The sequence below is a fragment of the Psychrobacter sp. ANT_H59 genome (assembly GCF_008369225.1).
GTDB classification, from domain to species: Bacteria; Pseudomonadota; Gammaproteobacteria; order Pseudomonadales; family Moraxellaceae; genus Psychrobacter; species Psychrobacter cryohalolentis.
In genome coordinates this window covers 96751-109231 of the sequence record NZ_VOBE01000002.1, presented here as the reverse complement: position 1 = coordinate 109231, position 12481 = coordinate 96751, and the positions used below count along the sequence as shown (strand labels likewise).

The following is a 12481-nucleotide window of genomic DNA, read 5'->3' as shown; positions in this document are numbered from 1 at the left end:
CTGGCTTTTTTGTGTCAAATATCTGCCATATTTTTATGCTATCTTTAATAAAGCATTACTATTGGATTCTAATTAAATGATACATATTGTATTACTATTATTGACAGCATTCGATTTAAGGCGGTATAGTAGCTAACGCTCGTCAAGACCTGTTCAAGGAACAATGAATGGGTGACAGGCGACTCATTAGCACCATAAAAAGTAAAACGAAAGGACTCGTTATGACTCAAGTTTCTGACTTCGATACCATTCTAAATAATATCCCCAGCATCAATATGGGTGCACGCTCAGCAAATGCGCCACTTACCCAAAGCTATGATAAAGGTCCTGATGTGCCGCTGATTGAAGCGACCATCGGTGATTTCTTTGATGCCATTGTCTCCAAATATCCTGAACGCGAAGCGCTGGTCGTCTGCCATCAAAATATTCGCTGGACATATCAACAGCTGCAACAGCAAGTCAATCAGTTAGCGAGCAGCATGATTGAAATGGGACTTGAGATTGGTGACCGTATCGGTATCTGGTCGCACAACAATGCTGAATGGCTTTTGATGCAATTAGCAACTGCCAAGGTTGGCATCATTTTAGTCAATATCAATCCTGCTTATCGTGTCTTTGAGCTGCAATATGCGCTAAATAAATTGGGCTGCTCGGCACTAGTACTCATGCGCCATTTTAAAAGTAGTGATTATGCTAGTTTAATCCGTGAGATGTGTCCTGAGATTTACCACAAAAACTATACTCAACTGGATTTGGTCGAGATACCAACGATTGAGCGCATCATTTGGATTGATGAGCCAGACAGTGATGAAGAGTTTGGGTTTATGCAGAAGTTTTCTGCATGGATGGCTGAAGGGGATGCCAATGATCCGCGTATCGCCGAGCGTCAAGCGCAGCTTAAAAATACCGATGCTATTAATGTACAGTTTACTAGTGGTACGACGGGCACGCCGAAAGGTGCAACCTTAAGCCACCGTAATATCTTAAATAACGGCTATTTTATCGGTGAAGCTATGAATTTCACTGAAGAAGATAAACTGTGTATTCCAGTACCTTTATATCATTGCTTTGGTATGGTGCTTGGTAACTTAGCTATTCTCACGCATGGCGGTTGTATCGTTTATCCAAATGATGGGTTTGAGCCGTTATCGGTCTTAAAAGCCGTAGAAAAAGAGAAATGTACCGGTCTGCATGGCGTACCGACGATGTTTATCGCTGAGCTTGACCATCCTGAATTTAAAAACTTCGATTTATCCACCTTGCGTACTGGCATTATGGCAGGCTCTAGCTGTCCGATTGAGGTCATGCGCCGCGTTATCGATGAGATGCACATGAAGGAAGTGACCATTGCTTATGGCATGACCGAAACCAGTCCAGTATCTTGTCAGACCAATGAGCATACGCCACTTGATAAGCAAGTCTCGACCGTGGGGCTGGTGCAGCCTGCGCTTGAAGTCAAAGTCATCGATACCGAAACAGGTGAGATTGTACCGCTAGGTGAAACTGGCGAGCTGCTGACGCGTGGTTATTCAGTGATGAAAGGCTATTGGGGCAGTCGCTTTAAAACCCGTGAAGCCATTCAGGATGGCTGGATGCATAGCGGTGATTTGGCGACCATGGATGAAGATGGCTATGTCAAAATCGTCGGTCGTAGTAAAGATATGGTCATCCGCGGTGGTGAGAATATTTATCCTGTCGAAATCGAAAACTATCTCTACCGTCATCCTAAAATTCGTGATGTGCAAATTGTCGGCGTTCCTGATAAAAAATATGGCGAGGTATTGGCGGCTTGGATTATTCCCAAGGAAGAGGGCAGCTTAACGGAAGAAGAAGTACGTCAATTCTGTAGTGAGCATATTGCTCACTATAAAGTGCCAGCCTATTATCGCTTTGTGACCGAATACCCAATGACCATCACTGGTAAAATTCAGAAATATAAAATTATTGAGCAGATGAAAGAAGAGTTAGGATTATAAAAAATTGAGCCGTTTTACTAATAAATTTTTCAGTAAATATTAAAATAACCAGTAGTTAGAATAATTCGCATAAAAAAGCTACTCGCATTTACGCATTAAAGAAAAGGGATATCATGAGCGCTATCATAACCAGTAAACTGAGTCCAAATGCCGCTGAATTTCAGCAGAACAGTGCTGCCATGCAAGAGGTCGTCGATGACTTATATCAGCATCTGCGTAGAGTCGCCCAAGGTGGATCAGAGCGTGCGCGCGCCAAGCATTTAGCACGTGGTAAGCTATTACCTCGTGAGCGTGTCGAGCGTTTGCTTGATGTTGGTACGCCATTTTTAGAAGTAGCTCCGATGGCAGCGCACGATATGTATGGCGAAGATATTCCAGCGGCGGGCGTGATTGCTGGTATCGGTCGTATCAATGGCATCGAGTGTATGATTGTCTGTAATGATGCCACGGTAAAGGGTGGTACTTATTATCCAATGACGGTCAAAAAACATCTACGTGCCCAAGAAATTGCCCAAGAAAACAATTTGCCTTGTGTCTACTTAGTTGATTCTGGCGGTGCGAACTTGCCCAATCAAGATGAAGTATTCCCTGATAAAGAGCACTTCGGACGTATATTTTTTAATCAGGCGAATATGAGTGCCGCTGGCATTCCACAGATTGCGGTGGTCATGGGCAGCTGTACGGCTGGTGGAGCTTATGTACCAGCGATGAGTGACGAGTCTATTATTGTTAAAGAACAAGGAACTATCTTTTTAGGTGGTCCGCCACTGGTGAAAGCCGCAACAGGTGAAGAAGTCACAGCAGAAGATTTGGGCGGCGGCGATGTACATACGCGTTTGTCGGGGGTGGTCGATCATTTGGCGCAAAACGATACCCATGCGTTATCAATCGCGCGTAATATCGTTAGCCACTTAAACCGTTCTGCTAAACAGATTCCAAATCAAATAAAACCACGTCCACCGCGCTATGATGCCAAAGAGCTATATGGCGTCATTCCAACTGATAAGCGTAAGCCATTTGATATTAGAGAAATTATCACTCGTATCGTCGATGACAGTGCCTTTGATGAATTTAAAGCGCGCTTTGGCACGACATTAGTATGTGGTTTTGCTCATATCGAAGGTATGCCAGTGGGTATTATTGCCAATAATGGCATCTTATTTAGTGAATCTGCACAAAAAGGTACGCACTTTATTGAGCTGTGCTGTAAGCGCAAAATCCCATTAATATTCCTTCAGAATATTACTGGCTTTATGGTTGGTCGTAAATACGAGAACGAAGGTATTGCCCGTCATGGTGCCAAGATGGTGATGGCGGTAGCGAATGCCAAAGTACCAAAATTCACCGTTATTGTTGGTGGCTCATTCGGTGCTGGTAACTACGGTATGTGTGGACGTGCTTATAGCCCGCGCTTCTTATGGATGTGGCCAAATGCGCGCATTTCTGTGATGGGCGGTGAGCAAGCGGCGTCGGTATTGGCAACGGTTAAGCGTGATAACTTTGACCGTAAAGGCGAGGCGTGGAGTGATGAAGACGAAGCAGCATTTAAAGCGCCGATTCGTGAGATGTACGAAGAGCAAGGTCATCCTTATTATGCTACCGCTCGTTTATGGGATGATGGCGTGATTGACCCTGCTGATACCCGTAATGTGTTGGCATTAGCGCTTAGCGCGGCTCATAACGCACCGATTGAAGAGACAAACTTTGGTGTCTTTAGAATGTAGCAATGAACGGTATATTGACAGTCATTTAGTGCTCATCAATACATAAAATATAGAGAAAGATATGCAACAAAATTTGAATCATTATAAAAGTCTATTGGTTAACGTTGAGCAGCACGTTGCAACAGTAACCTTGAATCGCCCTGAGATACGTAACGCCTTTAATGATGAAATGATTGCTGAGTTGACCCATGCTTTCAAGACGCTTGGCGAGGATGAGCAAGTACGCGTTATCGTTTTAGCAGCGGCCGGTAAAGCGTTCTGTGCGGGTGCCGATTTGAATTGGATGCGCGCCATGGCGGATTATAGCTATGAGGAAAACCTAGCGGATGCGGATAAATTGGCACAAATGCTTAAGACTATTTATAAATGCCCAAAACCAACGATAGCGGCGGTACAAGGGGATGTTTATGCAGGCGGCATGGGTTTGGTTGCTGTCTGTGATGTAGCAATCGCGGTGAGAATTGCCAATTTCTGTCTTAGCGAAGTACGTCTGGGCTTAGCACCAGCAACCATTAGCCCTTATGTGATACGTGCATTAGGTGCCAGAGCCTCACAGCGTTATTTTCTCAGTGCGGAAGTATTTGATAGCAAAAAAGCCCGTCAGCTTGGCTTTATCCATGAGCGCGTCAGTGAAGAGTCGCTTGATGATGCAGTTGCAGAATTTTGTGCCAAAGTAGTCAAAAACAGCCCTGAGGCTGTGAAAACCTGCAAGCGCTTATTGCATGAAGTCGCGGGCGCACCGATTACCGATGAGCTAATCGCCGATACGGTCAAGGGCATCGCTGATATCCGATCATCAGAGCAAGGTAAGGAAGGGGTGCAAGCATTTTTACAAAAGCGCCAACCTGATTGGCTAGTAGCAAAATAGTCATGTATCAATAAAAAATATTTTTTCTAAATTGCCAATGAATAATAAAACCAGTTTAGCGTAAACAGTCATACGTGAATATCATCCTACCGTTTGATTATTTATCAACGATAAAACGACAAGATACAGGGATAGTTATGTTTTCTAAAATTTTGATCGCCAACCGTGGTGAAATTGCCTGCCGTGTTGCTGCGACTGCCAAGCGTCTGGGTATAAGTACCGTCGCTGTTTATTCTGATGCTGACCGTGAGGCTAAGCACGTGTCTGTCTGCGATGAAGCTGTCTATTTGGGTGGTTCGGCTCCCAAAGACAGCTACCTAAAAGGCGATGCTATCATTGCCATTGCCAAAGAGACTGGCGCACAAGCGATTCACCCGGGTTACGGGTTTTTAAGTGAAAACGCGGATTTTGCCCAAGCCTGCCAAGATGCAGGTTTGGTCTTTATCGGGCCATCAGCTGACGCTATCCGTGCCATGGGCGGAAAATCTGAGTCCAAACGTTTGATGGAAGCGGCTGGCGTGCCACTAATACCCGGCTATCATGGTGAAAATCAAGATGCGCAATTTTTGCAGCAGCAAGCCGATAGCATTGGCTATCCTGTACTGATTAAAGCCAGTGCTGGTGGTGGTGGTAAAGGTATGCGTATCGTTGAGCAGTCCAGTGGCTTTATTGATTTATTAGAATCTTGTCGCCGTGAAGCGATTACCAGTTTCGGTAACGATCAAGTATTGGTCGAAAAATACGCATTGAAACCTCGCCATATCGAAATCCAAGTATTCGGTGATACGCATGGCAACTATGTTCATCTGTTTGAGCGTGATTGCTCGGTACAACGTCGCCATCAAAAGGTATTAGAAGAAGCGCCGGCACCGGGTGTCGATGCGGCGATGCGTGAAGCAATGGGAACAGCGGCAATTGAAGCTGCACGTGCGGTCAATTATTTTGGTGCAGGTACGGTTGAGTTCATCGTTGAGCAGCGTGAAGGTTCAATGAACTTTTATTTTATGGAGATGAATACCCGTCTGCAGGTTGAACATCCGGTCAGTGAAGCTATCTCTGGCGTCGATTTAGTAGAATGGCAGCTATTGGTCGCGGCAGGTTTGCCATTGCCGAAAAAACAGGAAGAGCTGGCTATCAACGGTCATGCGATTGAAGCACGTATTTGTGCTGAAAATCCTGACAATGGTTTTTTGCCAGCAACAGGCACCTTATTTACTTATCAAAAGCCTGAGCATAGTACTTTCGTCATTAATAAGAACAACACGGATGTGCGTATCGATGACGGTGTACGCGAAGGCGATGTCATTAGCCCGTTTTATGACTCTATGATTGCTAAGCTTATTGTGCATGCACCTACTCGCGAGCAAGCGTTAGCGAAGCTTGATCGTGCACTCGCGCAAACACGCATCGTCGGTCTGCCAAATAACGTGGCATTTTTGCGCTACATCATAAATACCGAGTCATTTAGCCAAGCCAATCTCGATACGGCGCTGATTGAGCGTGAGCGTGAGCAGCTGTTTGATCAGCATCCGCTTGAGTTATCGACGCTCGTGGTTACGGCTATTGCGCAGCAGCTTGCCAGTGAAGCGACAACGCAAGGGTCAGATCCGTTTAGCAAGCCTACGGGTTTCCGTGCCTTTAGCGATTATACGCGCTCGTTTAGCTTAGTTTATAATGAGCAATCTTATAACGCTCGTATTAGTAACTGGCACAATGCAGATTGCTTAGATAACAAAAAAGGCAGTGATAACCTTAGTAGATTTACGCTAGTTATTGGGAAAGAAGTTGCTAACACTCAGGATAATAGCAACGCTAATGTAGCTGCCCAGATAGAAACTGTATATGAAGGTCAAGTCAGCTATAGCAGTATTGACGCACACAATCATACTCTATGGTTAGATGGTGCTCGTATCAACGCCCAAAGCTGGACAAACCATGAGACCGTTTATGTCTTTACTGATAACGGGCGTGATGAAATCACCCTTGTCGATATCATGGCGCATGTCGGCGAAGAGAATGCCGCTGTTGGCAGTTTGAAATCACCAATGCCAGGACAGGTCGTGGCCTTTAAAGTCGCCGTCGGTGATAGCGTGAAAAAGGGCGAGCCATTGGCTGTCATTGAAGCGATGAAAATTGAACATACCATTACTGCACCGACAGATGGCGTGGTGGCAGAATTGTTATTTGGCGCGGGTGACTTGGTTGCTGATGGTGATGAGCTGCTGCGTATTGATAGCCAAGAGAATTAGTAAAAAGGACAATCTGTATGAGTATCTCGTACCCAAAACACGTCACCATCGTCGATGTTAGCCCACGTGATGGCTTGCAAAACGAGTCGATGACCGTACCGACTGCGGTTAAGCAAAGGCTTATCAATGACTTGATTGCCGCAGGGGTTAAAAAGCTTGAGGCTACTAGCTTTGTATCGCCCAAATGGGTACCGCAAATGGGCGACAATAGCTCGCTGTTAGAGGCACTTGCAGCGACACGTCACAGTGATGTGAGCTATTCGGTGTTGGTACCCAATATGCGCGGTTTTGACAATGCTATCGTGCATCGTCCTGATGAGATTGTTATCTTTGGCTCAGCAAGCGAAACCTTTAGCCAAAAGAATATTAACTGTAGTATCGATAAGAGTATTGAGCGTTTCGCGCCCGTGGCCGCTGCGGCTAAAGCGCAAGGTATCAAAGTACGAGGCGTCATCTCTTGTACGGTAGGTTGCCCTTATGAAGGCGAAATTAACCCTAGCCAAGTAGCTTACGTTACCAAGCGTTTGGTTGAGATTGGTGCTGAGCAGATTGGCATTGCTGATACCATCGGCGTTGGTACGCCGCTTAAAGTACAGTGGGCGCTACAAGCTGCATTAGAATATGCTGATATCAGCATGTTGTCAGGGCATTTTCATGATACTTATGGTCAAGCGTTAGGTAATACCTTGGCTGCCCTACAAATGGGTGTCAGTGAATTTGATACCTCCGTCGCTGGACTTGGTGGTTGTCCTTATGCCAAAGGCGCAACGGGCAATGTCGCGACTGAAGATGTGGTGTATATGTTGCAGGGCATGGGTATCAGTACTGGTATTGATTTGGATAAATTGGTCGTGGCAGGTGAGCGTATCAGTGAGTTTTTAGGTCGTCCTAATGGCTCAAACGTGGCACGTGCTTTAATTAACAAACGTCAGTCTTAACGAATTTCATTAAGAATATAGTTAGTCATAAGCTAAATGAATAGATAGATAGATAGGTTTATGGCTGGGACAAATTTTTTGAAACCTCTGGAGTGACGAAGTTGCACAGCAAGCGAGGAAAATTTGTCCCAGCTATATCATCTATTTTTAAATTGACACAGCGCTAGTAAAAAATTAAACATCAAAATACAAGGAATGGTTATGAGTTTACCTGGATTGAATTTTCAGCTTGGCGAAGATATCGATGCCTTACGTGATATGGTACAACAGTTTGCGGCTAATGAAATAGCCCCACGTGCTGCCGAGATTGACAGTAGCGATGAGTTCCCAATGGATTTGTGGCAAAAGATGGGTGATATTGGCCTACATGGCATCACTGTTCCTGAAGAGTACGGCGGCTCCAACATGGGCTACGTCGCACATATGGTCGCGATGGAAGAGATTAGCCGTGCCTCTGCCTCTGTAGCACTGAGCTATGGTGCACATTCCAATCTGTGTATCAATCAGCTCAAACGTAATGGTTCAGAGGAACAAAAGCAAAAATATCTGCCTAAGCTCATCAGTGGCGAATTCATCGGTGCATTGGCAATGAGTGAAACTGGTGCGGGGTCAGATGTCGTTAGTATGAAGCTAAAAGCCGAAGAAAAAGATGGCAGTTACGTGTTGAATGGTAGCAAAATGTGGATTACCAATGGTCCTGATGCTGACGTGATGGTGGTTTATGCTAAGACCAATCCTGAGCTGGGTGCTAAAGGCATGACGGCTTTTATCGTTGAAAAAGGCATGGAAGGCTTTGGCACCGCTCAAAAGCTTGATAAGCTTGGCATGCGTGGTAGTCATACTGGTGAGATGACTTTTAAAAATGTAGAAGTACCAAGCGAAAATATTTTGGGCGGTCTAAACGAAGGCGTTAAGGTATTGATGAGCGGGCTGGATTATGAGCGTGCGGTATTGGCCGCAGGTCCTATCGGTATTATGCAAGCGGTGATGGACAATGTCGTCCCTTATATCCATGACCGTAAGCAGTTTGGGCAAGCGATTGGTGAGTTTCAGTTAATCCAAGGTAAAGTTGCTGATATGTATACCATCTTGCAAGCAGGGCGCAGCTTCTTATATACCGTTGGTAAAAATCTCGATATGCTAGATCAACGCGGTGCCGGTCATAGCCGTGAAGTGCGTAAAGACTGCGCCAGTGTGATTTTGTGGTGTGCTGAAAAAGCCACTTGGATGGCAGGTGAGGGCATTCAAATCTTTGGTGGTAATGGCTATACCAACGAGTATCCACTCGGTCGTTACTGGCGCGATGCCAAGCTTTATGAGATTGGCGCGGGTACCAGTGAGATTCGCCGTATGCTGGTTGGTCGTGAATTGTTTAACGAGACTAAGTAAAAATTACTGAGTGTTCATTAGATATTAAGTTCAAAATAAAATCGATACATTAATATCCTCGTGCTAATGGGCTAAATTTTTCTTGCGTGCTGTTCGCAGGCGTGACAGAGTCTGCGAACAGCTCATCCCTTTAGCACTCTATATTGGTCTCAGATCAAATAGACATAAAAAAGCAGGACGTTTTAAGCGTCCTGCTTTTTTAATTTCTAGCTTATAAAAATTTTTCAGTCATCATGCCTGTTTACTATGATCAAAATAACGCGCAAGACCATTTAATAATAAATCATCGCGTAGGCGTACAGGGCGATTGACGTGTTGGGCGATAATAGCTGCATCACCGCCAGTCATGATCACTTCAAAGTTGGGATGACGTGTGCTAATCTCGTTAATAGCACCGACGATAGATAGTAGTATCCCGCGATGTACCGCATCTTGCGTGGTGAGACCTTGGCTAACATTATCAAAAGTACCGTTAGAAATGGTAATTTGCTTGGTACCAGAAAATAGCGACTCGCGTTGCAGGTAAATACTCGGGAAAATGTAACCGCCCAAATGCTCAGCATGGTCAATCAAATCAATCGTCACTGCTGTACCACAACCTATCACACATTGACGTTTGGTTCTATCCACCGCGCCGAGCATTTGCAGCCAACGGTCACAGCCAAGCTGCTCATCATTATAAGCGCTTTTCATAAGTGGATAATTGGCATCGACATGGACAAATTCAAACGGGATATTAAGGCGACTGAGCGTTTCTGAAACTTTGACATTGAGATCATCGCCGAGCACCGATGAGATACCGATAAAGTCAGGGGCATAACGCTCAAAGCGGTCGGTCAAACCCATGAGTAATTCGGCAGGTGCTTGCAAATGTTGCTTGGCATCATGTGAGACTATCTGTCCGATATCATCGGTCAGCCAGTATTTAAGGCGAGTATTGCCGAGATCAAGCCAGAGCATAAAATTCCCTTTAGATAGAGCGCATTTAGTAAATGCTTTAAGCGTTATCAATAACGTCGATGCGTCCGGTAAAAAGCGCAGAAATATTACCGTTATCTTGACGCAATTGCAAACATCCATGTGTATCAATACCGCAAGCATAGCCAGTGAGGATCTCTGTTTGACCGTTGTGCCCTTGGCTAATACGTAAGCACCGTCCTGCTAGTGCATCCATTGAGTCAAATTGCTGCAAAAAGCTGTCTAAATTATAGGTTTGACCAGTTGGCTTCTCTAACCCTAAATGCTCAAAGCGTGTCATTGCTGCCATTAATGCTTTGCTCATTTGTTGATAAAGCTCTCGTAGACTTGGCAGCGCACTTGCTGTTTTATCTGGCGCTAGCAGCTGCTCGATATCTTGTAAGCTGATGGCTTGGTAGCTCATACCTTCGCAGTTTTGGGCAGTAAGCTTGGGAGTTGCTTGTACATTAAGACCAACTCCCATCACCACGCCGACCAATTTACCCGCTTGGGTAACTGGCTCAATTAATATACCAGCAAGTTTGCTAAATTGAATAATTTTCGTGCCTGATACGGCTTCATCTGCTTCAGAGAGAGACTGATAAAATCCCAAGTCATTCGCCCATTTTACCCCTATAGGTGTTAAACCTTGGTTAGCTAGTTGTGCATTTAATGTTTGAATAACAGGCATTTTTACCAGCTCAATACCGATTATTAACGACAATAAACCGCTAATCGGCATATGTACTGGATAATATAACGACAGATAAACATTGCCACGTGGTGATTGCCACGAGCGCCCATGTTGTCCACGACCTGCGCTTTGGGTTTCGGCAGTCAGTAGATGCATTTCATGGGCATTGAGCGTGCCATCCTGTACTGCTGCGATGAGCTCACTGTTGGTTGAGACGCTGCTAAATAGGTGCCGATGGTTAAGCTCTGGCAAATGAGTAAGCAGGTATGACTTAGAGGCGCAGTCAGATAAAGAGTCGAGTGGCAGCATACGTTTTTTCGCTGTGGTTAATAGAGCAAATGTGATAAATGAGGCAGGGGAAATCTTTGATATACTGAGCGATGGTCACAAATAGTCAATACAGAGTAGATAGAATAAAGGTCAGTATACGATTTGGCAAATGCAATTAAGCGTATGATAAGTAAGTGCCAAAAAGATACAACGATAAAATAATCTAATAAAAAGACGCAGGATAAAAGGCTGATTCGATGATGTTATATGTATGGTTTGTGATTGCAGGGGCGTTTGCTGGCGTCAGCGCAGGTTTGTTTGGTGTTGGCGGTGGCATGATTATCGTACCAGCATTGGTCTGGATTTTTGCGGCTTATAATTTTCCTCCTGAAGTTGTGACCCATTTGGCAATTGGCACCTCGCTTGCCACGATTGTTGTAACCTCAATCAGCTCAATGACAGCCCATAATAAACGCGGCGGGGTACGTTGGGAAGTATGGCGCAAGATGGCATTGGGTTTGGTCATCGGTAGTTTGGTCGGTGCCGGTATCGCGGACATGATTGATGGTAAAGTATTGCAAGCCATCATCGGTATCGGCGCATTATTGGTCGCGCTAAAAATGCTCTTTTTATCCAATAAAGAGCAGCTCGGTAAGCCATTGCCCTCTGCTGGCGTACAGTTTAGCGCGGGCACGGGCATTGGCATGGCGTCCTCTATCTTTGGTATTGGCGGCGGTAGCTTGACCGTACCATTTTTAAACTGGGCAGGGCTACCGATGAAGCAATCGGTCGGTACGTCTGCCTCTTGTGGTTTACCTATTGCATTGGCTGGCGCAGCAGGGTTTGCATGGTTTGGTCAAGATGTGGTTAATATGCCTGAAGGTACGATAGGCTTTGTTCATATCACAGGATTTTTATGTATTTCCGTTGCTAGCTTTGCGATGGCAAAGGTCGGTGCCAAACTTGCCCATGTATTACCTGCGCTCACGCTTAAGCGTGCCTTTGGCATATTGTTGTTATTTGCGGGTGGACAGTTATTGTTAAGTGGGATTGGGGTAATTTAGGTTTTACTTTTTATCAATTGCATCGAGCCCCAAACGCATCCACTTTCTTGCTAGCTCATCATGGTCGCTGAGCATACTCCATAGCGCATCTTCACTAAATATAGAGTGCTCTTTACCCAAATGCTCAATGGGCAGATCCGCTTCACGATCTGCCATCCATTGTGGATTAAGATAGTAATCTTTCAACTCGTTTAGCAATGCTTCAGCTTGCAAAAACTGCTGTTGCGCTTTGAGCTGCTGGCGGTATAGTTCGCACCATTGCTCATATTTTTGCTGCAATTCTTGCGGATTATAGTTAGTCATTTTAATTCTCTTATTTTTTGATAGTTATATGAATGATTATTATTTTCAG

10 protein-coding genes are annotated in these 12481 nt (G+C 45.0%); 7 read left to right on the top strand and 3 right to left on the bottom strand.

Features of this window, described 5'->3' with window-relative positions; translation table 11 throughout:
* Positions 1 to 221 precede the first annotated feature (221 nt).
* The 6 genes from FQ083_RS03540 to FQ083_RS03515 all read left to right on the top strand — a co-directional run bounded on the left by FQ083_RS03540 (position 222) and on the right by FQ083_RS03515 (position 9144).
* Positions 222 to 1976: an AMP-binding protein gene (locus FQ083_RS03540; protein ID WP_149408860.1), complete on the top strand. Its 1755-nt coding sequence runs from the start codon at positions 222 to 224 to the stop codon at positions 1974 to 1976.
* A 113-nt stretch (positions 1977 to 2089) separates the two neighbouring features.
* Complete coding sequence (locus tag FQ083_RS03535) at positions 2090 to 3700, top strand: carboxyl transferase domain-containing protein (protein ID WP_149408859.1); 1611 nt, start codon at positions 2090 to 2092, stop codon at positions 3698 to 3700.
* Between the two features lie 61 nt (positions 3701 to 3761).
* A complete protein-coding gene (locus FQ083_RS03530) occupies positions 3762 to 4568 on the top strand; it encodes an enoyl-CoA hydratase/isomerase family protein (protein WP_149408858.1) in 807 nt (268 codons plus the stop codon).
* A gap of 137 nt (positions 4569 to 4705) precedes the next feature.
* Complete coding sequence (locus FQ083_RS03525; protein WP_149408857.1) at positions 4706 to 6817, top strand: acetyl/propionyl/methylcrotonyl-CoA carboxylase subunit alpha; 2112 nt, start codon at positions 4706 to 4708, stop codon at positions 6815 to 6817.
* 17 nt (positions 6818 to 6834) lie between these two features.
* A complete protein-coding gene (locus tag FQ083_RS03520; RefSeq protein ID WP_149408856.1) occupies positions 6835 to 7755 on the top strand; it encodes a hydroxymethylglutaryl-CoA lyase in 921 nt (306 codons plus the stop codon).
* 201 nt (positions 7756 to 7956) lie between these two features.
* On the top strand, positions 7957 to 9144 hold the full coding sequence (locus FQ083_RS03515) for an isovaleryl-CoA dehydrogenase (protein WP_149408855.1): 1188 nt from the start codon (positions 7957 to 7959) through the stop codon (positions 9142 to 9144).
* 231 nt (positions 9145 to 9375) lie between these two features.
* On the opposite strand, the gene FQ083_RS03510 is transcribed toward FQ083_RS03515, so the two are convergent.
* Together FQ083_RS03510 and FQ083_RS03505 are read right to left on the bottom strand one after the other, a co-directional pair.
* Positions 9376 to 10104, bottom strand: a complete 729-nt coding sequence (locus FQ083_RS03510) for a pantothenate kinase (RefSeq protein ID WP_149408854.1) — start codon at positions 10102 to 10104, stop codon at positions 9376 to 9378.
* 37 nt (positions 10105 to 10141) lie between these two features.
* On the bottom strand, positions 10142 to 11104 hold the full coding sequence (locus tag FQ083_RS03505; RefSeq protein ID WP_149408853.1) for a biotin--[acetyl-CoA-carboxylase] ligase: 963 nt from the start codon (positions 11102 to 11104) through the stop codon (positions 10142 to 10144).
* 221 nt (positions 11105 to 11325) lie between these two features.
* On the opposite strand from FQ083_RS03505, the gene FQ083_RS03500 reads away from it, so the two are divergent.
* On the top strand, positions 11326 to 12129 hold the full coding sequence (locus tag FQ083_RS03500) for a sulfite exporter TauE/SafE family protein (RefSeq protein ID WP_188004068.1): 804 nt from the start codon (positions 11326 to 11328) through the stop codon (positions 12127 to 12129).
* 3 nt (positions 12130 to 12132) lie between these two features.
* On the opposite strand, the gene FQ083_RS03495 is transcribed toward FQ083_RS03500, so the two are convergent.
* Positions 12133 to 12432 carry a DUF4298 domain-containing protein gene (locus FQ083_RS03495; RefSeq protein ID WP_149408851.1) on the bottom strand — a complete coding sequence of 100 codons (300 nt, stop codon included), beginning with the start codon at positions 12430 to 12432 and terminating at the stop codon, positions 12133 to 12135.
* Positions 12433 to 12481: the final 49 nt, after the last annotated feature.